Annotated in this window: 23 protein-coding genes and 1 pseudogene; 17 read left to right on the top strand and 7 right to left on the bottom strand. The window is 40.2% G+C overall.

Annotated elements, in window-relative coordinates:
* Positions 1–40 precede the first annotated feature (40 nt).
* From ehuC to PQ477_RS03255, 6 genes are all read left to right on the top strand, one after another.
* Entirely contained in the window at positions 41–712 is a 672-nt protein-coding gene (gene ehuC / locus PQ477_RS03280; protein WP_035395319.1) for an ectoine/hydroxyectoine ABC transporter permease subunit EhuC, read from the top strand.
* Positions 709–1,389, top strand: a complete 681-nt coding sequence (gene ehuD / locus PQ477_RS03275; protein ID WP_035395317.1) for an ectoine/hydroxyectoine ABC transporter permease subunit EhuD — start codon at positions 709–711, stop codon at positions 1,387–1,389. Before ehuC ends, ehuD begins: the two co-directional genes overlap by 4 nt.
* Positions 1,386–2,177: an ectoine/hydroxyectoine ABC transporter ATP-binding protein EhuA gene (ehuA, locus tag PQ477_RS03270; RefSeq protein WP_035395316.1), complete on the top strand. Its 792-nt coding sequence runs from the start codon at positions 1,386–1,388 to the stop codon at positions 2,175–2,177. The genes ehuD and ehuA overlap by 4 nt, the downstream gene beginning before the upstream one ends.
* 135 nt (positions 2,178–2,312) lie before the next feature.
* Positions 2,313–2,885 (top strand): nitroreductase family protein, encoded by a 573-nt coding sequence (locus tag PQ477_RS03265; protein WP_274272949.1) that lies wholly within the window; start codon positions 2,313–2,315, stop codon positions 2,883–2,885.
* Positions 2,886–3,079: 194 nt separating this feature from the next.
* Complete coding sequence (locus tag PQ477_RS03260) at positions 3,080–5,056, top strand: penicillin-binding transpeptidase domain-containing protein (RefSeq protein WP_060705701.1); 1,977 nt, start codon at positions 3,080–3,082, stop codon at positions 5,054–5,056.
* 77 nt (positions 5,057–5,133) lie between these two features.
* Positions 5,134–5,379: a hypothetical protein gene (locus PQ477_RS03255; RefSeq protein ID WP_210244243.1), complete on the top strand. Its 246-nt coding sequence runs from the start codon at positions 5,134–5,136 to the stop codon at positions 5,377–5,379.
* Between the two features lie 36 nt (positions 5,380–5,415).
* Here PQ477_RS03255 and PQ477_RS03250 read toward each other — a convergent pair.
* Both PQ477_RS03250 and PQ477_RS03245 read right to left on the bottom strand, forming a co-directional pair.
* Positions 5,416–5,553, bottom strand: a pseudogene (locus tag PQ477_RS03250) (YjcZ family sporulation protein); the annotation flags it as partial.
* A 188-nt stretch (positions 5,554–5,741) separates the two neighbouring features.
* Positions 5,742–6,689 (bottom strand): metallophosphoesterase, encoded by a 948-nt coding sequence (locus PQ477_RS03245; RefSeq protein ID WP_035395312.1) that lies wholly within the window; start codon positions 6,687–6,689, stop codon positions 5,742–5,744.
* A gap of 160 nt (positions 6,690–6,849) precedes the next feature.
* Between PQ477_RS03245 and PQ477_RS03240 the strand changes: the two genes are divergently transcribed.
* From PQ477_RS03240 to PQ477_RS03210, 7 genes are all read left to right on the top strand, one after another.
* A complete protein-coding gene (locus tag PQ477_RS03240) occupies positions 6,850–7,407 on the top strand; it encodes a thioredoxin family protein (protein ID WP_144559499.1) in 558 nt (185 codons plus the stop codon).
* Between the two features lie 291 nt (positions 7,408–7,698).
* On the top strand, positions 7,699–8,667 hold the full coding sequence (locus PQ477_RS03235) for an AAA family ATPase (RefSeq protein WP_274272948.1): 969 nt from the start codon (positions 7,699–7,701) through the stop codon (positions 8,665–8,667).
* The gene (locus tag PQ477_RS03230) at positions 8,664–9,848 is read left to right on the top strand and encodes a DUF58 domain-containing protein (protein ID WP_274272947.1); all 1,185 of its coding nucleotides are present in this window, start codon (positions 8,664–8,666) and stop codon (positions 9,846–9,848) included. The genes PQ477_RS03235 and PQ477_RS03230 overlap by 4 nt, the downstream gene beginning before the upstream one ends.
* A complete protein-coding gene (locus PQ477_RS03225; RefSeq protein ID WP_274272946.1) occupies positions 9,838–12,018 on the top strand; it encodes a transglutaminase TgpA family protein in 2,181 nt (726 codons plus the stop codon). The genes PQ477_RS03230 and PQ477_RS03225 overlap by 11 nt, the downstream gene beginning before the upstream one ends.
* Before the next feature lie 205 nt (positions 12,019–12,223).
* On the top strand, positions 12,224–13,771 hold the full coding sequence (guaA, locus tag PQ477_RS03220) for a glutamine-hydrolyzing GMP synthase (protein WP_144559495.1): 1,548 nt from the start codon (positions 12,224–12,226) through the stop codon (positions 13,769–13,771).
* Between the two features lie 363 nt (positions 13,772–14,134).
* Positions 14,135–14,620, top strand: coding sequence for a GNAT family N-acetyltransferase (locus PQ477_RS03215; RefSeq protein ID WP_060705708.1), 486 nt, complete (start codon positions 14,135–14,137; stop codon positions 14,618–14,620).
* Between the two features lie 670 nt (positions 14,621–15,290).
* Positions 15,291–16,946, top strand: coding sequence for an alpha-keto acid decarboxylase family protein (locus tag PQ477_RS03210; protein WP_274272945.1), 1,656 nt, complete (start codon positions 15,291–15,293; stop codon positions 16,944–16,946).
* 32 nt (positions 16,947–16,978) lie between these two features.
* Here the strand turns inward: PQ477_RS03210 and PQ477_RS03205 are convergent, their stop codons facing one another.
* The 4 genes from PQ477_RS03205 to PQ477_RS03190 all read right to left on the bottom strand — a co-directional run bounded on the left by PQ477_RS03205 (position 16,979) and on the right by PQ477_RS03190 (position 21,432).
* Positions 16,979–18,430, bottom strand: coding sequence for a carbon starvation CstA family protein (locus tag PQ477_RS03205; RefSeq protein WP_035395302.1), 1,452 nt, complete (start codon positions 18,428–18,430; stop codon positions 16,979–16,981).
* A 138-nt stretch (positions 18,431–18,568) separates the two neighbouring features.
* On the bottom strand, positions 18,569–19,303 hold the full coding sequence (locus PQ477_RS03200; protein ID WP_274272944.1) for a LytR/AlgR family response regulator transcription factor: 735 nt from the start codon (positions 19,301–19,303) through the stop codon (positions 18,569–18,571).
* Positions 19,300–21,051 carry a LytS/YhcK type 5TM receptor domain-containing protein gene (locus tag PQ477_RS03195; RefSeq protein ID WP_144559491.1) on the bottom strand — a complete coding sequence of 584 codons (1,752 nt, stop codon included), beginning with the start codon at positions 21,049–21,051 and terminating at the stop codon, positions 19,300–19,302. Before PQ477_RS03195 ends, PQ477_RS03200 begins: the two co-directional genes overlap by 4 nt.
* Before the next feature lie 132 nt (positions 21,052–21,183).
* On the bottom strand, positions 21,184–21,432 hold the full coding sequence (locus PQ477_RS03190) for a YuzB family protein (protein ID WP_035395299.1): 249 nt from the start codon (positions 21,430–21,432) through the stop codon (positions 21,184–21,186).
* 167 nt (positions 21,433–21,599) lie between these two features.
* Between PQ477_RS03190 and PQ477_RS03185 the strand changes: the two genes are divergently transcribed.
* On the top strand, positions 21,600–22,562 hold the full coding sequence (locus PQ477_RS03185) for a Gfo/Idh/MocA family protein (protein WP_060705710.1): 963 nt from the start codon (positions 21,600–21,602) through the stop codon (positions 22,560–22,562).
* Between the two features lie 63 nt (positions 22,563–22,625).
* A complete protein-coding gene (locus tag PQ477_RS03180) occupies positions 22,626–22,808 on the top strand; it encodes a CsbD family protein (RefSeq protein ID WP_035395297.1) in 183 nt (60 codons plus the stop codon).
* Between the two features lie 53 nt (positions 22,809–22,861).
* Here PQ477_RS03180 and PQ477_RS03175 read toward each other — a convergent pair whose 3' ends face one another.
* Positions 22,862–23,191: an SCP2 sterol-binding domain-containing protein gene (locus PQ477_RS03175; RefSeq protein WP_035395295.1), complete on the bottom strand. Its 330-nt coding sequence runs from the start codon at positions 23,189–23,191 to the stop codon at positions 22,862–22,864.
* Between the two features lie 148 nt (positions 23,192–23,339).
* Between PQ477_RS03175 and PQ477_RS03170 the strand changes: the two genes are divergently transcribed.
* Positions 23,340–23,969: a D-Ala-D-Ala carboxypeptidase family metallohydrolase gene (locus PQ477_RS03170; RefSeq protein WP_144559488.1), complete on the top strand. Its 630-nt coding sequence runs from the start codon at positions 23,340–23,342 to the stop codon at positions 23,967–23,969.
* A 142-nt stretch (positions 23,970–24,111) separates the two neighbouring features.
* The gene (locus PQ477_RS03165; protein WP_274272943.1) at positions 24,112–25,209 is read left to right on the top strand and encodes a Gfo/Idh/MocA family protein; all 1,098 of its coding nucleotides are present in this window, start codon (positions 24,112–24,114) and stop codon (positions 25,207–25,209) included.
* The last annotated feature ends 42 nt before the right edge of the window (positions 25,210–25,251 follow it).

Raw genomic sequence — 25,251 nt, 5'->3', positions numbered from 1 at the left:
GTTACCCATGCTTTTTTTCGTAGAAAAAGAGGTGTGATGGATGTTTTCAAATTTTATGACGTTTGCTCCCTTTATTTTACAAGGGCTGACAACAACTGTGATGGTGTTTCTTTATGGTGCGCTTCTTGCTTATTCTATTGCCATCATAGCAGGATTAATGCGGACGTCTCAATTTGCTATTGTTCGTACGATAGCTGCTGTTTTTGTTGAGTTATTTCGAGGCACGTCTCTACTCGTGCAAATGTTCTTTTTGTATTATGCGTTACCCCAACTGATTGATGGAATCTCCATGAGTTTAATGCTAGCCGGTTCATTAGCAGTAGGGTTAAATTACGGCGCTTATGCTTCTGAAGTGGTAAGAAGTGCGATTAACTCGATACATATTGGTCAAACTGAAGCGGCGATCTCTCTGAATATGTCGCGTTTTCAACGATTGCGCCTAGTCATTTTGCCACAGGCTTTTCGCTTAATGTTACCTGGCTTTGGCAATAATGCGATTGAACTGTTAAAAGGGACTTCCCTTGTGTATTTTATTGGACTTGCCGACTTAACCTTTAATGCGAACGTTTTGAGAGGTAGCAATACTGCTATTAGTAGCCAAGTAGAAATTTACACGTATTTATTAGTTGCTTATTTCTTACTTGCACTGCCACTTATTGTACTCGCTCGGTATTTAGAAAAACGTGCTTCTAAAGGGGTGACACTTTCATGAGTGATGTATGGGATTGGGCTTTTGCATGGGAAATCTTCCCTGACATTTTATCGGCCATTACAGTAACCATTTCTGTAACCATTAGTGCATATTTTTTGTCGTTAACAGTCGGATTAGTATTTGCTTTACTAAGGCGCTCGGCTTTTAAGCCGTTAGCACTATCGATTGCTGGCATCATTGAGTTTATTCGTGCAACACCACCACTTGTTCAATTGTTTTTTGTATTCTATACAACTCCTTTAACGGGTTTTCAAACAGGAGTTCTTGTTCTCGGTATCCATTATGCTACATACGTGTCGGAAATTTATCGGTCTGGTATTAACGCTGTTCCGAACAGTCAATGGGAAGCAGGAAAAGCACTCAACTTTTCAAAGGCACAGATGTGGAAGAAAATTATTCTCCCTCAAGCTGTTCCTCCAGTGATTCCAATGCTAGGAAATTATTTAATCGTCTTGTTTAAAGAAACCCCTTTGTTACTAGGTGTATTTGTAATGGAGATGATGTCAACGGCTCGTGCAATCGGTTCTCAGACGTATAGCTTTGTGGAACCAATAACCATTGTCGGTTTTCTATTTCTTATTTTAAGTTATCCATCTGCTTTATTTATTCGGTACCTGGAGCGGAAAGTCGGCAATTTACATGGAAATAAAGTAGAAACAAGGGGGATGAAAACGTGAGTGTAGAAGACAAAACAGACCAAGATGTCATTGTACGGTACCGGAATATAAAAAAAGCATTCGGCGATACGGTTGTCTTAAATGAATTAAATATTGACGTGAAAAAAGGAGAGAAAATTGCTTTAATTGGTCCCTCAGGCTCTGGGAAAACAACGATTATTCGAATGTTAATGACCCTTGAGCAACCGACAGAAGGTACGATTGAAGTAGATGGTGAGATGCTGTGGCATAAGGAGGTCGATGGGAAACTACTACCCGCTGATGAGAAGCATTTGCGTAGAGTGAGAGGCAATATTGGAATGGTGTTTCAACAGTACAATCTATTTCCTCACATGACAATAATGAGAAACTGTACAGAGGCGCCTATCCATGTGCTAGGGTTGAGTAAGGAAGAAGCACAGGCTAGGGCAAGGGAAATGCTAATGAAAGTAGGACTCGAAGACAAAATAGATATGTATCCCTCACAGCTTTCTGGTGGACAACAACAACGGGTGGCGATTGCTCGCTCGCTCGTGATGCAGCCAAAGGTTCTGTTGTTTGATGAGGTGACGGCTGCCCTTGACCCCGAACTTGTAGGGGAAGTATTAGAAGTCATACGCGATATTGCAGCTGAAGGAGAAACGACGATGATGCTCATCACCCATGAGATGGATTTCGCACTTGATGTAGCCGATAGGGTTTTCTTTTTAGATGCAGGAAGAATAGCTGAACAAGGTACGCCGAGTCAAGTCATTCAACATCCACAAACGGAGCGATTGAAATCGTTTTTAGGTCGGTTTCATTCTTAATCTAGCGACATCCTTATAGGGAAGGCTGTAAAGGTGTCGATACAATTTTCTAATTGAAAATGAGAATCATTCCTTGCTTTCGATTCAAGCATTCGCTACACTAAACGTAATGCTAGATAAAAGGATGGTTATACAATGACGAATCACATAACGACAATTGATTCTATTATAAAAGGTAGACGTTCCATTAAAAAATTTAAATCTGATGCTGTATCAATAGATGAAATCATTTCACTGCTAGAAGTGGCAAAATGGGCGCCGAATCACAAATTAACAGAACCATGGCGCTTTATTTTATTTGCTGATGAAGGCAAAGAAGCGTTTATAAACGCTTATAAAAAATCACAATTGGGTGCAGATCAAACCTTACCTGAAAAAGCGAAAAAGAAAGCAGCTTATTTCAACCAAATCCCCCTTCATCTCGTTGTTGTAATGCCTGAGCACCCACGTCAAAAAACATGGGATGAAGATTACGGAGCTGTAAGTGCCATGATACAAAACTTCCAATTAGCAGCATGGGCAAGAGGTATTGGCATGATTTGGCGAACGAATGATTGGATTTACGATCCTATCTTTCGAGAAGCAATTGGAGTGGAAAGTGGCGAAAAAATTATTGGAACGTTAATGATTGGGTATGCGGATTTCGTACCAGAAGCGAAAGAGCGTACAAGCATTAAAGATAAACTAACGATTGTAACGAATAACTGAACAATGACGAAAAACACGCGAGATAGGACATGATAGGCGAGGGGAATGCGCTCGGAATCATCTGCCTGTTTTTCGTGTTTTTTGTGTTTACTGCTTACGTTTATCAAAGTGAAATGGTTCAAACCGGATTTGGAGTATGGTAAAGTGAATGTAATGGAAAGGAAATTGAAATGTAAAAAAGGGGATTGAATGGATTGAAGAAAGCAGCCGTATTTAGCACTTTTTCAATTATTAGCATATTTTTAGCAGCATGTTCAACAGAGACACCAGAAAATTCAGCTCAGTCATTTATCGACCATTGGGAAAATCGTGACTATGCTTCTATGTATCAGATGGTAACAAGTGACGTTCAAGAGTCTATATCGGAAGAAGATTTTATAGCGCGTTATGAAAATATTTATGATGGACTAATAAATGACTTTACTATAGAAGCGATTGTTCCTGAGGAGTTTACAGGAGAAAATGAAGAACAAATTCCTGTAAACGTTTCTATGACCACAGTTGCTGGCGAGTACGAATTTGAAGAGCAGCTTTCTTTCGTTTGGGATGAACGAGAAGACGATCCTAGTTGGAAACTAGAGTGGGGTTCTCAACTCATCTTTCCTGATTTGAGTGATGAAGATTCAGTTAGGTACAACGCTTCTAAACAAAAACGTGGAGAAATCTTTGATAAAGAGGGGCAGGGTTTAGCTATCAATGGGGAAGTCATTGATTTAGCGGTTGTACCGAATCGATTTGAAGAGGAAGAGTCTGAAATAGCAGAAATCGCGGATCGATTGGGACGTTCAAAGGAGTCAATTGAGCAAGCGTTAGATCAAAGCTGGGTGGAAGAAGGTAGCCTTGTCTTAATTGGCCAAATGCCAGCCTCTGAATTGGAGGCGATTGAAGCGCTATATGAGGACGTGCCTGGATTCACGTATCAAATGAGTGAAGGACGGGTCTATCCTTTCGGTGAAGCGGCGGCGCACCTAATAGGCTACATACGCCCTATAACCGCAGAGCAGCTTGAAGAGCGAAGAGAGGAAGGGTACACAGAACAATCTCTTGTAGGGCAAACAGGTTTAGAACTAATAAAGGAAGAACAGCTACGTGGTGCTCCTGGTGGGGAAATCGTTATCGTCGATGCTGATGGTGAACGAAAAGAAACGATTGTGGAACGAGAAGCGGAGGATGGTGATAATGTCCATCTTACGATTCGAATGGATCTACAAGAAGAGCTAATGAACGAATTAGACGGAGAGCCTGGCACTGCTGTTGCCCTTGATTCTGAAACAGGAGAAACGCTAGCGTTAGTAAGTTCACCTAGTTATGATCCAAACCAAATGACCTTAGGGCTGCCTAGTGCTCAACGTGAGGAGCTGGAAGAAAACGAAGACCAGCCATTATTAAATCGTTTTTCAAATCGTTTTTCACCCGGTTCTACAATGAAAGCTATCACTGCCGCAATTGGTGTTGATTCAGGTACGGTAGATCCGAATGAAACCGTTGACGAACCTGGTCACGAATGGCAGCCAGCCGATTCAGATTGGGGCGGTTATCACGTTCGACGTGTGACAGATCCAAATGGAGCAGTTGACTTATTTGATGCCATGGCGTATTCAGATAATATTTATTTTGCCCAAGCTGCGCTTGCAATAGGGGAGGAGGAACTGCTAGCTGGAGCAGAGGCGTTTGGGTTTAACGAAACGTTTGCATTTACCTATTCTCTTCAGCAATCACTGCTTACAGGAGAAGAAGGATTTAAATCAGAGATTCAGCTTGCCGATACGGGTTATGGCCAAGGAGAAATCTTAACAAACCCTGTTCATCTAGCAGCGATGTTTACAACATTCATAAATGAAGGCCAACTTATTCAGCCTATCTTGGAGCAAGAAGAAGAGACGGGGCAAGTGTTAATGGAGCCTGTATCGGCTGAGACTGCTACATTGGTTGATGAGGCATTAAAGTATGTTGTATCTAGCGACCATGGAACAGCACATTCTTTAGAACGAAACGATTATGCCATTGCGGCAAAAACAGGAACAGCTGAGGTAGGTGAAGATACACTCGGCTGGGTAGTGAGTTATGAGAGTGATGAATCAAATTTACTGCTCGCGATCATGCAAGAGGGAGTTGGAAGTGGTGACGTGCTTCCGATTATTGACCACATGTATAACACGTTTCTTGATTAAATTTTTCTTTTTGCTCAGCACATGCCTGGTTGTCTCCGCATAGTATACCTCATAACTGGCTAGGAGGTTTCATACACATGCATCCACCATATAGATATATGAGGCAAACGCCTCAAGATTTCCGCAGACCCTTTGGATACGGTGGCTATGGTAGAAGACCCTTTTATGGAGGGGGAAATGCACTGTTAGGTGGTTTCGTTGGTGGCTTAGGAGGAGCGCTTGTTGCGCCCTATCTTTTTGGCGGCGGTCCCGGTTATGGCTATGGCTATGGCGGTTATCCACCGTATGGGTATCCACCGTATGGCGGAGGATACTATTATTAACAAAAAGACATCAGCACATGTGCTGATGTCTTTTTGTTAGCAAGGTTTACCACCTGGGCCAGGGCCATAACCACCAGCACCAAAGCCGCCACCCCAGAAGCCAGCCCCACCAATAATAATGATAAGGATGAACAGTACGACGACAATGCCAATAGCCCAGCCACCACCGTACCCACCGTATCCAGGTCCGTAACCGCCTGGACCTGGACCGTAACCATATCCTCCACAAGGTGGTGGAGGACAACAAGGATTTCCGTAACCAGCTTGATAATAGCTCATATTAAGCACCACCTTTCTTGGTTAGTACACAATATGGCTGTACACTTAAAAAGGTGAACGCGGAATGGAATTTGGGCGATATGTTAAAAAGCAAATGGAAAATGAAAACTCATTGGAATTTTTTGGAATTCTTCATCTTCAAGTAAATGTTCACCTGTGAATGGTGAATATGTTCGAATGGCTACTGAAGAAGTAGCAGGATGAAACGTTAAGATTCTCATAAATCCGTTACCGCCTTTATCATAGCTTTGATAATCAGATAACAATTGAACAACCATTCGTTCGTTTATACCGTCCCCATCTTGATCCAATCTATCAAACCGCTGTGCATGTCCATGGTAGTGTCCGCTCAGTACAAGCTGAACATTTTCATAAGGCATGACAAGTTTTCTAAAGAGTGTTTCGCCATCTTTCGAGCGCTGTCCATCAACTTGTAAATACCGATGAGTTGCTAGTATGACAGGATGATCAGGGTGCGTCTGTAACACATCTTCAGCCCAGGAAATGGTTTGCTGATTCCAGCCAAAGCCAATGTACAAAATAAGGATTTTATGTCGGTTTACTTCTATTATATCGTAGTGAGCCTCATTGTTCTGGTACGATCCTTTAAATGCTTTCATCGGTTTAAAGCGCTCTTCCCCAAAGTAGGTTTTGAACAAAGTATAATCGCGATCGTTATGATTGATGTCGTGATTGCCAGCTAGGACTCCGTAAGGCATATTTGCTTGATCCAGTTTCTTCATGGCAACATCAGCTTGGATCCATTCAAACTCATTGTTCATTCGGTCGATAATATCCCCAGTGTGTATAACATACTTAAGATTCTCTTCTTTTGAGTGGTCAACAATCCAAGATGTCATTTGGTCATAAATATAAGGGTATTTCTGTGAGTAGTATTGTGTATCGGACATCCATACAAAGGAAAAAGGGCGATCATTTTTCGCTTCAACGGGGTGAGACGATTGGATGAGTAGCCCAAGAAGTAGCATAACAAAGGATAGGATTGCAATCGTTTTCTTTAGGTGACCCATTTTATAATTACTCCTCCTCATTTTTCAATAGTGTGTGTGAAAAGAAGAGGAATTATAACCGATTCTGTAAGAAAAAAACGTCTGCAATCATTCTTGGGGCTTAAGCATTGAAACTGTGGTAAACTATAGCCAAATGATGAACGGTAAAGGAGTATCTATAGTGAATTTATTCGAATGGTTTAAAAAAGGAATGACTGCTCAAGAATATGTCGAATCGATGCAAGTAAATCAAGAGACGTTACGGTCGATATACCATACGTATCAATTGAGTCAAGAAGCTGAGAATGTTACACAAGCTGTCACAGGAAAAGGAATAAAAGCCATCGTGCTAACTGCTGATTGGTGTGGGGATGCCATGGTGAATATTCCGATTTTGCTAAAGTTAGCAAACAATAGCTTAATGGAGTGCCGGTTTTTAATTCGCGATGAGAATGTAGAATTAATGGATCGTTATTTAACGAACGGAACAGCCCGTTCAATACCGATTATCATTTTTATAAACGAAAAAGGGGAAGAAATAGCGAAATGGGGACCGAGGGCTGCAGCGGTAGAGGAAATCGTTTCAAACTATAAGGCTTTGTTACCTGAAAAAGATTCTCCTCAATATGAGCTTGCGTTTAAAGAGACGTTCATTCCAAAAATGCATCAACTGTTTAAACAGGAAACTACGTGGGCAACGATTGAAAAAGACTTAGTGCAAGTCTTTCGCCAATTGTAACGGATTGTAAAAATAAGCATCTTAATAAAGAGGAGTTCTCATCCTCAACCTACTTCGGCGGTGCTGCCTCACCATTTAAGCGCCGCTTATCCTTTTTCTCTTACTAAATAGGGCTTTTAAGATTAAATGATGATCACGTTGTATAGATAGGACATTGACTTAATCTTATTGCGAATACAATTGATAATAGGGTATATGTAAATGAGGATGTTGCGAGTCTGCTACTATTATTCTACAAGATGAAGATGGTACAATATGAAAAAGTGCAGTTATAGGGGGACAACAGGATTCATGACCACTTTCCATTCGTACATTAACACGATAGACACAATTATTGATAACGTTGAAAAAGTAATTATTGGCAAGCGTAAAGAGATTAAACTCTCATTAGTAGCCTTACTTGCAGGTGGTCACGTGCTGCTGGAAGACGTACCAGGTGTGGGGAAGACTGTATTTGTACGAGCAATGGCAAAAACCATCGGTGGGGAATTTAAGCGAATTCAATTTACACCAGATTTATTACCTTCCGATGTAACAGGTGCTGCCATTTATAATCAAAAGACTCAATTATTTGAATTTAAACCAGGACCTATTATGGCAAATGTCGTACTTGCCGATGAAATTAATCGTACCTCACCTAAAACACAATCTGCTTTACTTGAAGCATTGGAAGAGGGAAATGTGACAGTTGATGGTGAGACGATGCACATTCATGCTCCCTTTTTCGTTCTTGCAACTCAAAACCCAATTGAATATGCAGGAACATTCCCTTTGCCAGAGGCACAGCTTGATCGATTTTTAGTTAAGATTCAACTTGGGTACCCTACTGTGGAAGAAGAATTGGAATTACTGAATCGAGTTGAAAGAGAGCATCCAATTGATGCCATTACAAATGTCATTAATTTAGATCAAGTCATTGAACTGCAAAAGGTAGCTCGGGATATTTTTATTCATGAAAGTGTAAAAACGTATATTGTTAACCTAATACATGCTACAAGAACCAATCGAGATATCGAGCTCGGTGCTAGTCCAAGAGCAACCATTGCGCTTATGAAAGCGAGTCAAGCCAATGCACTCATTAATGGTCGCGATTATGTGAGCCCTGACGATGTAAAAGATATTGCTTTATCCGTACTTGGACACCGGATTCGATTAACCAATGAATCTCTATTAAAAGTGAAAAAGGTAGATGCGGTGCTAGAGGACGTTATCGCCCATATTCGCGTCCCGTTAGTCGATAAAAAGGAAAAAGTGAAATGAAGACCTCCTCGCTAAGCAAAACGAGCCGTTTTCTTTTTAGGTGGATTCTTGCCATCGCCATTTTTTTGCTGTCGTTTAGCTTTGCAATGTTTCAAGGTGGATTTGTTAGTTGGTTTTTATTTTACGGTCTAGTCGTCGTTTTTCTTTTTTCTAGTATCATCCCGTTCTTATCCATTATTGGACTAAAGCTAAAGCGAACGGTTACGGAAAGTAACATTGAAGTTGGAGAAGTTCTAACTATTGATGTGATCGTAGAAAAACCTGTCTATACGCCATTCTTCTATTATCATTTGTCTGACACCACACCTGAAACATTTGTATCGGAGAGAAACCATCAACTGTTTTCTTTTTCATTCGATAAACAGTTAATGCTCTCTTATGAAGCAAAGGCATTACAACGTGGGGTTTATCAATTCAATGAAACGATTGTACACGCCAACGATCTGTTTGGGTTAATAAGTGTAAAACGAACGTTACATTCCGATACAGAAATTGTGATATCGCCAGCTTTTTACCCCATTACAAATAAAAAAGCGTTATTTGCATATGCGAATAAAGCCGACCATTTCCATAAAGGCTTTCACGATGATGTCCTCTCAAGTATTCGTCCGTATATTTCGGGAGATCGTTTAAGTAAAATTGATTGGAAGCGTTCTGCTGGTGTGAATGGACTTTTAACAAAAGAATTTGAAACAGAAGAAGACCAGCATGTGGAAATTGTACATGTGGCACAAGAGGTGGATGCGCTAGAGGATCCTATACAATATGAAGAAAGCATAAAAGAGGCTGTATCTATTCATGCAGCTTTCATCCAGGACCATGTTCATACAACGATATATGTGTACAATCAAGAATGGATTCGTACTTTTGTCACGTTCAACGATTGGAGGCATTCTTTACGATTGTTTGCATTAATTAATCCAATCCCCACTAATGATACCACTCTCCCTCATTTAGAAAAGGATCAAGGGATTTGTTTCATTGTGACACCTCGCTATTCAGAAATGGCGATAGATGTTATTCGAAGAAACGTCTCGCACCAACGACGCGTATTTATCGTTACCACAGAAGCCCTATCACAAGAAGCCGTTTTTGAGGTGAGCAAAGCAGGAGGACAGGTCTTTATCCCCCAATATCAACATACTGAGGATCGTCAAAGGGGTGAATTTTATGGAGCCTAAAAGCTTTTTATTTCGAGATGTTTTTTTGTATGCCCTCGGTTTTATTTTGCTGCTAGAATGGCTATACCCAGTTCCTTATATTACGAATGGCGGCGATATTCCTGCTTTTATTACCATTTCAGGGCTATTTTTTCTCGTTACATTAGTACGTTTACCCATGATCGTATCGTTTTTTCTCAGAGCAGTCATCATTATCGGTGCCTTGTTCTGGTTATTCCCACCTGAGCCTGGCTCATCGGATTCTTGGTTTGCTTTATTGGCACAACACTTCTTTGAAAACAGTGTCTTTATTCTTTCAGGAAATGTCGTCGAATTGTCTGCTCTTTTTAGAACGTTTCTCTTTATTGTCTTATTGTCAATATTAAGCTACTTGCTCCATTACTGGATTATTCATGCTCGTAGAATTTTGCTGTTTCTAATTGTAAGTATTATTTATGTAGGTGCGATTGACTCCTTTACTGAATATAGTGGAGATGCATCTATTGTACGCATTTTTGTGGTTGGCCTAATACTACTTGTCACATTGCGAGTATTGAAAAATGGGGAAGGAAATACGGCTTTTTCCTTTGGCCGATTAGGTAAGGTGATGGCATTTAGCAGCATTTTTATTCTAACTGCCGCCGCTATTAGCTTTGTGATGCCAAAACCCGAGCCGCAGTGGTCTGATCCTGTACCGTATCTTGAATCCATCCTCGGTTTTTCAAGCGGTGGTACACCAACTCAGCGCATTGGCTACAGTGAAGATGACAGTAGGTTAGGTGGAGGTTTTGTAGACGACGATACCCCAGTCTTTTATGCCCGTATAGAGGAAGGCTCTTATTGGAAAGGGGAAGCGAAAAATGTGTATACAGGCTCAGGCTGGGAACTTTCTTTGGACAATACGAATGATACCGGCCAAACTCCACCATTACAAGAGGAAGAGCTAATCTCTGTTATTCGTGAAGAAAAAGAAGCTCAACTACAGTTTTATGGTGAGGGAGAGCAACGATTTAACCATCTTTTTTACCCTGGTGAGCTGGTGTCCAGTGAACTTGAGCTGATGAACACAGGTGAATCAGAAGCAATTGTCATTCATCCGATTTCCAATCAAGCAACGTTAGTAGATGGACAAGCTCCACCGAATCAATATGATGTAACGTATTATGAGCAAACGTTCCAAGTCGCTGGTTTAAGAGAAGATGATCAAGTCTCTGATCTTGAAATGGATCTTTACACGCAAGTACCAGATGACCTGCCCGATAGAGTGAGGGAGCTTGCTGAAGAACTGACTGAAGGTAGAGACACGGTTTATGATCAAGTGATGGCCATTGAGCTCTATTTACGTGGTCCGTCATTCTCGTATGAAACAGAAGATGTACCTGTGCCGAGTGGAAATCAAGATTATGTTGATCAATTTTTGTTTGAGACACAAAGAGGGTATTGTGATAATTTCTCAACAGCAATGGCTGTCATGCTTCGTACCCTTGATATACCTACTCGATGGGTAAAAGGCTTTACTGAAGGAGAACGAGTTGAAGTAAATGATGAATACGAGGAATATTTAATTTCAAACAACAACGCGCATTCATGGGTTGAAGTGTATTTTCCAAGTGCTGGATGGGTTTCATTTGAACCAACACCCAGTTTTTCTGGATTTGAATTTGAACAAGAACAAGTGGATTCAAATGTAGATGAAACTGAAGACATTCCGACTCCAGAAGATCAAAATGATTCAGAAGAACAGCAAGAAGAAAGCCAGCAAGAAGACGTTCAAGAGGATGAAGTGGCAGAGACATCTGCGCAAACAGAGCGTGGAACAACCGGTCTTTTTGTTTTTGGTAGTTTAGCACTTGCACTTGTAGGAGCGATTGTCGTGTTTCTTTTTAGAAAAACGTTTGCGATACGCTATATTAAGGCAAAACAACAAACGGCTAAAACGGTAGACGACTATGCGACGTCATTTGAGCGATTAATGTGGGTACTGCGTCTATACGGAATCAAGAGACAATCCCATCAAACATTGAAAGAATATGCTCATAATGTAGAGAATGAATTAGGCTTAGAGGATCGAACAATGATGCGTTTGGTAGAGGTGTATGAACGGTATATTTATAGTCACGATAACCAACGGTTCGATAAAAATAAATTTGATGAAAATTGGAAAAAGATGCTGAATCAAATCACTTCTTGACCGATCGTTTACTTGCTTGTTATGATTAAATTTGAATGAACTGTATGAAAGAATGCACATACTAAAAAGAGTTTGAAAGCTAGCGCAACGTTAGGGCTGCAATTCAATGGAGCGTCATTCATTGTTTTTGTAGCCGTTTTGTTTGCATGGGAAGCTTCTTAACTTTTTAAATAAAAGATAGATTATATGGTAAAGGGTGGATAAGATGCAAGTGACGAATCATGAAACGATTGTTGTCCTTGATTTTGGAGGGCAGTACAATCAACTAATTACACGACGAATTCGTGATTTAGGGGTTTATAGTGAGCTACATTCACATAAAATCACTGCCGAAGAAATTAAGGCTATGAATCCTATTGGAATTATTTTCTCTGGCGGACCAAATAGTGCATACGTAGAAGGAGCACCTTCTTGCGATCCTGCCATCTATGAGTTAGGTATTCCAATCCTAGGTATTTGTTATGGTGTTCAGCTTATGACCCATCACTTTGGTGGAAAAGTTGAAAAAGCATCTCATCGTGAGTATGGAAAAGCTGTTTTAAAAGTGGAAAATCAATCAGATTTATTTAAAGGGTTGCCAATTGAACAAACGGTTTGGATGAGTCATGGTGATAAAATCATTGCTCCTCCAGAAGGATTCACAGTTGATGGATCGAACCCTTCATGTCCAGTAGCTGCAATGAGCGATGAATCAAGACGCTTTTATGGTGTACAGTTTCACCCAGAAGTACGTCACTCCGAATTTGGAAATGACTTATTAAAGAACTTTGCTTTTGAAATCTGTAAAGCAAAAGGCGAATGGTCAATGGAGAATTTCATTGAAGAAGAGATTAGGAAGATTCGTGAGCAAGTGGGCGACCGTCATGTGCTTTGTGCATTAAGCGGTGGCGTCGATTCTTCTGTTGTTGCAGTGCTTCTTCATAAAGCAATTGGGGATCAATTAACGTGTATGTTTATTGACCACGGCTTGCTACGTAAAGGCGAAGCAGAAAGCGTTATGGAAACCTTTAGTGAAGGTTTCAACATGAACGTTGTCAAAATCGATGCAGCAGATCGTTTCTTAGGGAAATTGAGAGGCGTAACAGATCCGGAGCAAAAACGTAAAATTATTGGAAATGAATTTATTTATGTTTTTGATGAAGAAGCAGCTAAGTTAAAAGACAAGAAAATGGACTTCTTAGCACAAGGGACCCTCTATACAGATATTATTGAATCAGGTACAGATACAGCTCAAACGATAAAATCACACCACAATGTAGGTGGATTACCAGAAGATATGAAATTTGAGCTAATCGAGCCTTTAAATGCTTTATTTAAAGACGAAGTGCGTGCGCTAGGTTCTGAGCTAGGCATTGCAGACGAAATCGTTTGGCGTCAGCCGTTCCCAGGACCAGGTTTAGGGATTCGTGTTCTTGGTGAAATTACAGATGAAAAGCTGACCATTGTTCGCGAAAGTGATGCGATTCTTCGTGAGGAGATTAAAAAAGCTGGTCTTGAACGCGAAATTTGGCAGTATTTCACTGCACTACCGAACATGAGAAGTGTTGGCGTTATGGGCGATGCACGTACGTATGACTATACAGTCGGCATTCGTGCTGTAACATCCATTGATGGGATGACATCTGACTGGGCCCGTATTCCTTGGGATGTGTTAGAGATCATTTCAACACGTATTGTTAATGAAGTTGCACACGTCAACCGCATCGTCTACGATGTAACGAGCAAGCCACCATCCACAATTGAGTGGGAATAATCGCAGGAGAGCTAGAAACCCTTTTCTATCAAGGGTTTTTGGCTCTTCTTATTTTACTGCACTTTTATTGTAGTTTTTCAAACAGAAGCTAAAAGTGAACTGATATTTAGGCGAAGGATTTTTCTTTGTTGGAGAACGATACCCAACACCTTTCAATTTATGAGTAGCTTCAACGTTACTGTTTGAATATAAAGGCCTATGTCGTTTCACTACCTTCATGCCTAAGAAGGCCTTTAATAATGAGAGGACTCTTACGTGAGATTATAGGGAGAAAAGTTTGACAACAGAGCTTTAAAGGATAACCAACAAGAATTCCATCAAAAATAAAAAAAAGAGAAGAGGTTATTTTAGGAGGGTAGATTCGTGATAAAAACAAATAGATGCTTGCTTTCCAAATTACAAGAAGATGATTATGAAGATGTAAAATTACTTTATGTTGATGAGAGTGTAAGAAAATATCTTGGAGGTACTTTGAAAGAGGAGTCCATTCAAGTAAGGTTTAATGAGATGAATTTATCCTCGAAAGATTCCGCATACTTTGTGGTTAGAGAGAACGATACAAATAGGTTCATAGGGCTAATTTCCTTAGACACTCATTACGATGGTGTATCAACTGAAGTCTCATATCAGTTGCTCCCAAAATGGTGGGGAGAGGGATATGCTACCGAAATTGTTAAAGAATTTATCTACTATGCTTTTCATAAACTAAACTTAACTGAAATTGTTGCTGAAACACAGCTAGCGAATAAAGCATCTTGTAGACTATTAGAAAAACTAGGTATGAAATTACAAGAAACCGTACTAAGGTTTGGAGAAGAGCAAGCTATTTATTGTATCAAAAATTCATAATCGATTTTTTGAAGAACTAAATATACCGTATTGCTGAAACCCGTTAAGGAGCTAGCCTATGCAATGAAGCTCATACCTATGCGCATATGTTTGTTAGCCGTCATCATTTCGTTGAACAGAAAACCAGAATGATTATATGAAAAAGAGCTCTAAGAACCGCTGTATTGTGGTTAGTAGAGCTCTTTTTTTATAAAACGTTCCGAATAAGTTTACAAATTGGTCATGGAGGAAGAGACCATTACGAGTAAGAGAATGCTGGAAGAGGTTGGCACCATACATCGTTTGTGAAGCAGGAGGAGTGTAGAAGTAATTCTACAGAATGCGGTTTTAGTGCGGGGGTTGTGCTTTTACATAAGCACTCACCTCCTTTCCTATTGGATTACAAACTAACAGAGACTAAAGGGTAAGGATTACAAGGCCAAGGAAGGTAGAGGAACAGAGCAACACGAGAAGTTGTGTATGTCTAAAGAAGTAGAGCGTGCAGTATTTTCGTCGAAAAATGGTTTTGCATATAGATAATTCTGCATAAATTGTTAAATACCTTCTATAAAAAGGAAAAAATAACTATTTTTTATTAGGTCATAGGAACTGTTTTGACGGATGTAATAAAAGGTGTGCAAATGCGAGATTAGGGTATAGGTTCTGTAAGATGACTGGAGGGAGACGAATCATGGATAGAGCTAACCAACAAACTGTTGGAGACTACTTGTATGAATCTTTGTATAATGAGGGAATTCGAGATGTGTTCGGTGTTCCAGGTGATTATAACTTTGCTTTACTCGATACGCTTGAAAGAACAGATGGCTTACGATTTATTCACAACCGAAATGAATTAAATGCTGGGTATGCAGCTGATGGATACGCACGTTTGCATGGAATTTCTGCCCTTATAACAACGTTTGGCGTTGGTGAATTAAGTGCAGCAAACGCGATAGCGGGTGCGAATTGCGAGAACATCCCAATTATCCATATTGTCGGAGCGCCTGACTATGACAAACAAGCAAAAGGATTACACGTGCACCATACGTTAATGAACGGGGACTTTCATGTATTCAAACGGATGTTTACTGAAATTTCAGCTTATAGTACGGTGGTTACACCTTCCAACGCAAAAACGGAAGTAGCAAAAGCGATACAAATGGCAAAAGATTATCAAAAGCCTGTTTACATGATGGTGGCAGATGATCATGCGAATGAACCGATAACAGAGAAGGAAGCGGAAGACATTTTACGCTTTAAAACGGACAAAGAAACGTTTGCACAAGCGATGCGCCACATTGAAAAAAAAGTAAGTGACAGTCAAAAGCCTATTTTGTTAGTTGATACGAAAGTGAAAAGTTTTGAATTGGAAAAGCTAATTCAGGAAGTAACAGAATCACTTCGTATTCCAGTAGCGAGCATGGTATATGGAAAAGGCTCAGTGGATGAAAGCTCAGATCAGTACATCGGTATGTATGCAGGTGATTTTGGGAGCCATGAAGTAAGGGATCGAGTAGAACATGCAGATTGTGTCATCGCTGTTGGACTTGTTTGGGCGGATACAAATACAGCTAATTTTACAGCTTCTTTAAAGAAAGAGCAGTTAATTGATATACAACCACACTATGTAAGGGTAGAGCATGCTACGTATGAGAATGTGAAAGCCTATGATGTATTAAAAGAAATTGGGACGTTAGAAATTTCAATAGACACCGTAGCTTCTCCAATTACTTTCCCTTATGCTACAGCATTGGAAACAGAAGACAAAGCTTTACGTGCGTCTAATTATTATCCAATCTTGCAAGATTTTATCAAGGAAGAAGATATCGTTATCGTGGAGACAGGAACGTTTTTCTACGGTATGTCCCAAGCTCGAATGACAAAAGGGGTTAGTTATTTAAAGCAAGGCGGATGGCAATCAATAGGATTTGCAACGGCAGCTACATTTGGTGCCTCTATCGCAGAACCTAATCGTAGAACGTTGTTATTTACAGGTGATGGGTCAATGCAGCTTACGGTTCAGGAAATAAGTTCCATGCTTTATTATGACTGTAAACCTATTATCTTCGTGTTAAATAATGCTGGTTATACGATTGAGAGGTATTTGAACACAGAAACAAAGGAACAAGTTTATAACGATATTCCAACATGGAACTATAGCTCTCTACTTGAAGGCTTCGGTGGTGGTGCTACACATTTTAAAGCTAAAACAACAACAGAACTACAACATGTGCTTCGTCAAATTGAAAAGAATGACTGTTTATGTGTAGTGGAGATTGTAGTCGATGATCCAATGGATGCACCTGATTATGTAAAACAAATAAGAGCATTTAAAAAAGAGGAGTAGGGATGAAGCATCCGTACTCCTCTTTTTTTGAATTATGCGCTCTGCTTCCAATTCGATACATCATCTTCTAACGGGTGATTATTCCCACGGCGCTTGCTTGCAGCCTTGAAGAATAAGATCGTTAAAAAGATAGTGAACACGACGCCGATGATGACAGATGTCTGCATGGATAGGTTTAACCCGATCGGTGCATTCATAATATACGTTGTTGCTGTTACGCTCATAAACCATGCTGGAAAAATAGCAATCCAGTAATTTCGACGAGAGATATATAAGAACATAGCGCCGATCCAGAGTGCGATAACGGCTGTTGATTGATTTGCCCAGTTAAAGTATTGCCAAAGCATGGTGAAATCAACGGTTGTTAAGAAAATAGACAGGATGAATAGAGGCATGGCAATCCATATTCGATTCATCATTTTCTTTTGTGGGACTTTAATATAGTCGGCGATGATCATTCGTGCACTTCGGAAAGCTGTATCTCCAGAAGTGATTGGCAGAATAATGACACCTAATATAGCGAGTGTACCGACAATCGGTCCTAACATGGCTGTTGAGATTTCAGACACAATACCACCTGTACCAATGGTATTAATTAATTCATTTAGTGTAATCGGACCATCAAATAAGCTCATTGCAGCAGCAGCCCAAATCATCGCAATCATGCCTTCTGCAATCATCATTCCGTAAAAAATTCTGCGCCCCTGACTTTCGTTCTGCGTTGTCCGCGAAATAATTGGTGATTGTGTTGCGTGAAACCCAGATAAAGCTCCACATGAAATGGTTAAAAATAAGAGTGGGAAAATAGCCGCACCTGCTGGGTGTGTGTTTTCAAACGAGAGCTCTGGGATGGGAGCTTGATGCCAAACGAGGGCAATCCCAATACCAACTGTACTAAATAATAATAATGCACCAATATAGGGGTAAACACTGCCGATAATTTTATTTATTGGTAAGATCGTTGCTAATAAGAAGTAAATGAAAATGAAAATAACAAAAATCAGAACAGGTACTGAACCATTTACAAGATCGTAAAGTAAGTCCGCTGGTGATGCAACGAACACCGTACCAACAAGTAATAATAGTAAGATAGAGAAAGCGTTTACGACATGCTTCATCGCTTTTCCTAAAAAGCGACCTGCAAGTTCAGGTAAATGAGCACCACCGTTTCGGATGGAAATCATACCAGTTAAGTAATCGTGAACCGCACCAGCGAAAATACAACCTAGTACGATCCAAATGAATGCTACAGGACCATAAAGCGCTCCCATAATTGGTCCAAAAATCGGACCAACACCAGCAATACTAATTAATTGGATTAAAGCATTTTTATTTTTACCCATTGGCAAGTAATCAACGCCATCAGCTTGTGTATAAGCTGGAGTTGGTCGCTCTGCTTTAGGTTGAAAAACTCTTTCTACAAATTTGCCGTACGTAAAGTAGCCGACAAATAAGAGGACTAAAGCAATTAAAAAAGTAATCATAATTGTTCTCCCTTCACCATGAGTGAATGCGTTTTCATAGTCGTATTGTAAGGGATTTACCATCAGAAAGGCTGATTTTGTCGTAACATGTCAAAATTAGTGATCAACATGCAGAAAAATAGAGCCAAAGTGTCGGCTCTATAATTCAATCATTTTTCGCAATGGTTTGACATAATTACGACTTACTGGTATTTGTTCTGAAACGCCTGTTAACGTTAATTGATACGCTCCATTAAACCATGCATTCATTTCTGAAATGTAGGCAGTGTTCACTAAATAGCTTTTGTGAACCCGGAAAAAAGCGTAGGGAGCGAGTCGATGTTCTAACTCTTTTAACGTTAACTTGCTTTCGTAAGCGGCTACGTTTGTTTGGACTTTTGTATTTTTATCGTCTCGATATGCGTAAAGAATGGACTCAGGATCGAGAAAATGAATGGTATCCTCTTTATCAACAGCGAGCTTTGCTGTTAGGTTTGTTTTTTCCTGTGTGCTTTTTATATCTAAAGCATCTTCTACTTGTGAAATGGTTTCAGCGAGCTGTACCTCATCAATGGGCTTGACAAGATAGCCTTTTGCTTGTAGTTGAAACGCGTCAACGGCGAACTGTGGATAAGCAGTAGCAAAAACAATATAAGGTGGTTGCTTCATCTGCTTAATGATGGTCGCCACATCTTTCCCGTTCATTTCTGGCATCTCAATATCAAGAAAGAGCAGGTCTGGCTGCAATTCCATCACCTTGGCAATCGCTTCTGTACCCGATTGAGCTTCACCAACGATAACAATGTTCGGAAAAACTCGGAGTAAATAATGGAGCTCTTCACGTCCATATTTTTCGTCATCAACAATAATTGTTCGTATCTTAGTAATCGTCATTCTACCGTCTCCTTTCGAGTTGATTTTGGAATATAACATTCAACCGTCGTGCCTTTTCCAAGTTCCGTACTGAAACGGAGTGAGGCAGACTCTCCGAACATCATCTGCAAGCGTTTATTACTATTGTAGATACCAATTCCTGTGCTTGAGTCAGTCTTTTGTCCACGTTCATTTAGGTTTAGCATCGATTCGTCGAACCCTTCACCATTATCACGTACACGTAGTCCAACCTTGTCACCATGATGAAATACGTGGATGGTAAGTTCACAGTTAAAGCGTTTATTGCGAAAGCCATGTTTAACGGCGTTTTCCACCAAAGGTTGCAACGTTAATGGGGGGATGGAGACGGCTTGTAGTTCTTCCTCAATGGTATACGTAACTGATAAACGATCTTCAAACCGCACTTCTTCAATTGATAAATAAGCTTGTATATGCTGAAGTTCTTCTTTTAAAGAGTGAAAAGTCACAGTTGTAGCAGAAACGTTGTGACGTAAAAACTGCGATAATGAGTGTAGCATCGTTCTTGCTTTTTTAGGGTCTAGTCGAATAAGCGAAATAACAGTATTGAGTGTGTTAAAGAGAAAATGCGGACTAATTTGCGCTTGAAGTGCGTTTACCTCAGCATCTTTTGCTAACTGGTATGCTCGGTCGGCCTCAGCTAATTCAAGCTGACTGCTCAGCAATTTTGTCAGTCCAGAAAGCATTTCAGTCTCAAGGGCTGTAATGTCTTTTTTAGAATGATAATAAAACTTTAACGTTCCAACAACGTTATCGCGAATAATAAGCGGTGCAATAACAGCTGCTCCTAACGGGCATTGAGATTCCTTGCAATGTATTTCGTCGTCACTAGCAATGATCATTCTTTTCTGCTTCATGACCTCTGATGTTAACTGCGTTTGGATCACCATATTTGCTTTATGGTGATCGGCTCCTACACCAATATGGGATAAAATAAGGCTGCGGTCCGTCATAGCGACTGCACAAGCATTTAATTCTTTATACAGAATCGTGCACACGTTAAAGGCAGATTGGTTGCTCAGGCCATGCTTTAAATAAACAAGTGTTTGTTCAGCAATTCGCAAACTTTTCTGCGCTTGCAACGCCCCTGCCTTTTGCTCTTCTTTTGATACACTTTGAATTATAAGAAAGAACAATACACAGCCAATCCCGTTTGCGATAATCATCGGTATTCCAATAAGCTGTACAAGTTCAATCGCTCTCGTTGTTGGTGTAGCAAGAATGGCGATTAACCCCATTTGCATGGCTTCTGCTAAAGCACCAAGGATCATAATGTGTAGTGGTTGGTAAATGACTTGGGGATTTTTTTTTCGGTAATAGGCCGCTAATACACCAGCTAAAATGGAAGCGACGCCACACGCTACCGCTGTAAATCCGCCAAGCATCATTCGGTGAATGCCAGCAATTAAGCCTGCACCTAAACCAACTTTCATACCTCCAAATAAGCCAGCGAGCATGACGCCAATAACACGAAAATTAGCGATGGCCGCATCATCTGGAATGGCGAAGGTAAAGCGTTCTAATGCAAGTGACTCTGGTTGAAATGTCACCCCAGAATAGGTTCCAATAATGCCAAACACTCCGAAAAATAAAATGGCAGTTGTTTTTTGCTTAATAGATAATTCAATGGATGAAGCCATCTTGCGGAAAAAGCGAAATCGTGTGGCAATAAAAGCAAGCATGACAATGAGGCCAAGCCTCTCTAGCATAAGAAGAAGTAATTCAAACATTGGTTAAACTCCTATACATTCGTTAAAATCATTTTTAGTGTTGCCTATAATGAAAAACGTAGTCGACTATGTATGTGTTTATCAAGTGAAAGCAGTGAAAAAACGCCACGGTATGTGACGTTTATTTATAAATTAAAGCTCGTACAACGCAAGCTCCAACTCAATACGGTGTTTTATTTTTGATATGCATTCTTCTGCGGTGGCACCAAAAATACGGGTACCATTTACAATTGCGTACGGTCTAACCGCACAAAGCCCGCAAAAGGAAAGGCATTCATTATCCATGACGGCAACTTCTGGGTACTCTGACTCCAATAGATTTTCTAGGTCTACTCGACTCATCAGGTTTCCATCACAGACTTCCACAACAATTATGCCCATGTGTTCCACCCTTTCGACTTGTATGCATGTAAGAAGAAGTTAATAGTTCATTATATAGGATGACTAGATAGAATTCTAGTGCCTGGCTTGTCGATCAATACGTTTTAGTAGTCGTTCCCTCTCGTCTTCTGTACAATGAACGTATTGAAAGAAGGAGTGGTTATTTTATGAGTACATACAATTGGGGTATTCTTGGTCTCGGTTCAATTGCAGCAGACTTTGCCAATGCATTAACATCCTATCATGGGGAATTGTACGCTGTCGGTTCTCGTTCAATCGAAAAAGCAAAGGCATTTGCTAGTGAACATCGTGCCACAAAAGCGTACGGTCAATATAAATCGTTAATGACAGATCCAAAAATAGATATTATCTATGTGGCTACACCACACGCGAGTCACCATAAATACATAAAAGAAGCTCTAGAGAATGGGAAGCATGTATTATGTGAAAAAGCGATTACTATTAATGGTGGGGAGTTAAAGGAACTTATCCAGCTTGCTGAGAAGAACAACCTTATTTTAATGGAAGCAATGACCATCTATCATATGCCTTTGTATCATACACTGAAGGATTTAATGAAAAGCAATCGATTAGGTTCAGTTAAAACGATTAATGTGACATTCGGAAGTCGTAAACCATTTGATCCGAGCAATCGTTTTTACAACCCGGATTTAGCTGGTGGTGCGCTTTTGGATATTGGCACATACGCATTATCGTTTGCTCGTTTCTTTCTTTCAGAGCAGCCTACGCAAGTGCTAACAACAATGAAAGCAGCTGAAACAAACGTAGATGAACAATCGGCCATTGTACTAAAAACACCAACCGATGAAATTGTAACCATTTCGCTTGCATTTCGAGGGAAAATGCCAAAGCGTGGATTAATTGCCTGTGAGAACGGTTTTATTACAGTAGACGATTTTCCACGTGCTGAACAAGCTACATTAACATGGCATGATGGGAATTCAGAGGTTATAAAAGCAGGTCTATCTTCGGAAGCATTAGTGAATGAAATTAAAGCAATGGAATCAAGCGTTAGTGGAATGGATCAATCCTATCTAACCTATTCAACCGATGTGATGACGTTAATGGATGAAGTGCGCCATCAGTGGAGTCAACAGAGCTCTTCTTGATAAATGTTTAGAAACCTTGGAAAACGTCTATATAAAGAAATAGACAAGAAGGAGGCGTTTTTCATGAGTGATAACGGAACTGGAGACAAAGCAAAAGGTGCTGGCAATAAAGCAAAAGGTGCTGTGAAAGATGCAGTAGGAAACCTTACGAATAATAAAAAAATGCAAGCAGAAGGAAAAAAAGATAAAGTTAAAGGCGAAGTACAAGATACTAAAGGTGATATCAAAAATAAAACAAACGAATAAGCTTTCCATGTTAGAAAACCGACTCTCAATAAGCGAGGTCGGTTTTTTCGTGTTCATCCTGTGTACTGTTTGACGATCTCATGGAGTTTAAGGGCGTGACGGACATCACCATCTACTTTTAATTGTCCCGTCATATAAGCGACAGTAGGATTCCAATTTCCCTCTAATAGCTTATGCAAGTTCGCTTCGCTCAATTTCAGTATACAGGCTTCTTCGTTCTTTATAGGTTCTTTTTCAATCGTTACAGCGCCATTAGAAAACGTCACGCTATAACGAGCTTCTGGTTTTAGTTCAAATTGGTAAGAACGATTAAAATCACGAATGTTGTCAGGATGATTGTTTATTTGATTTGCGAGGGCATATAATTTCTCTTCTGTCGTCATGCTACATCTCCTTTTATGAATGATTATTCATTCATTATATCGTACATGATAGTGGGTGAAAAGTTTTTTACATCGTTTTATTTTTCTTCATTTGCTTCTCTTTAAAAAACAGCAAGCGCTTGCTAAATCAAAGAAGAGGGGTATAAAGATGGCGTATCAATGGACGAGAACACTGAGAAGTGGCATGAGTGGGAATGATGTTCGAGAATTACAAATTCGGGTGGCAGGCTATGCAGCTGCATCAGCAAGTCGAACTCATATTACTGTAGACGGTCAATTTGGACCAGCAACAGAAGGAGCTGTTCGTAGGTTTCAATCAAGCTACAACTTATCTGCTGATGGAGTTGCTGGACCACAAACGCATACCGCGTTAAACAATCTTGAAGCAGCTGACGGTTCGACCAGACATTTTAACTGGAGTGAGTTTCATTCAAGAGATGGATCAAGGTTTACAGGAGGCGCAGTATCGGCTACTCAAGTACAAGAAAATGTCCGTCGTTTAATGTATAAACTTGAGGCAAAGAGGCGCAAATTAGGGAACATCCCATTAACGATAAATTCCGGCTTCCGTAGTCGCAGTCATAATTCAAGTGTAGGTGGAGCAAGTAACAGTCAGCATCTATATGGATCAGCAGCAGATGTCTCATCGTCAACAACACCAACAAGGAAAGCAAATACTGCACGGACTTGTGGGTTTAGTGGCATCATTATTTATCAAACATTTACGCATGTGGATAGTCGAGCAGAAACCACGGGTGGAGGCTATTACTGGCCATAAGTTACTACGAAAAGTGCTAGAGAGACGAATGGCTAATCGACAGCGTCTCCTAGTGCTTTTTTGTATAGACAATATGTGTTATTGTCGTTTGTTCTTGAAAGCGCTATAATAAACGTTAGGATTTTAAGGGAGTGGATTTCACGTGAGCGTTTTAAAAGCTGGAGTAGTTGGTTGTGGGAATATTAGCGATATCTATTTTCAATTAAATAATCGGTTTGATGATATACAAATTATTGCCTGTACCGATCTAAATATGGCTCAAGCAACTCAAAAAGCAGCTAATTACAAAGAAATAGAAGCCTTATCAATGGACGATTTCTTTCAAGATGAGCGAATTGAGCTTGTCATTAACTTAACGATTCCTTCTGCTCATTATGCCGTTCATAAACGTGCATTAGAAGCTGGGAAACATGCGTATGGCGAAAAGCCGTTAGCATTGTCCTTAACTGAAGCGGAGGAGCTTAGAAAACTAGCCAAGGAAAAAAATCTTTATTTAGGAGCTGCCCCAGATACTTTTTTAGGTGGTGGCCTTCAAACGGCAAAGAAACTAATAGAAGATGGTTGGATTGGCAGACCAGTATCGGCTAATGGATTTATGATGAGCCATGGACCTGAGGACTGGCATCCGAACCCGGACTTCTTTTATAAAGAAGGTGCTGGACCTTTATTTGATATGGGTCCCTATTACTTAACAGCTCTTGTATCAATACTAGGTCCGATTAAGCGACTTACATCCTCTACAGGAAAGGCATTTGAGGAACGTAACATTACATCCCTTCCCCGTTTTGGTGAGACAATGCAAGTAGAAGTAGAGACACATTTGTCTAGTATAGTAGACTTTGAGAATGGAACAATCGGAACGTTAATTACGAGCTTTGATGTATGGGGATCACAAACACCGAATTTAGAAATACACGGCACAAGAGGTTCTCTTATATTGCCAGATCCAAATACATTTGGAGGACCTCTCTTCTTCAAGAAACAAGGGGAGGTTGCGTTTCAAGAAGTACCGCTTACTTATGGTTTTCAAGAAAATAGTCGAGGTCTAGGTGTTTTAGATATGGTTGCGGCAATTAAGGAAAAGCGTGCCCATCGTGCGAGTGATGCACTAGCTTATCATGTGCTTGAAGCGATGCACGGCATTTTACGTTCGTCAATAGAAGAAAAGCATTATCAAATGGTAAGTACATGTAGCATCCCTGAATTATTGCCGTTGTCTATGACGACAAGAGGTTTTTAAGAGTGAAAGTGTTCTTCTTATTAGAGGAACGCTTTTTTTGTA

This window comes from Shouchella hunanensis, assembly GCF_028735875.1.
GTDB lineage: Bacteria > Bacillota > Bacilli > Bacillales > Bacillaceae_D > Shouchella > Shouchella hunanensis.
This window is presented reverse-complemented; position numbering and strand designations above follow the sequence as displayed.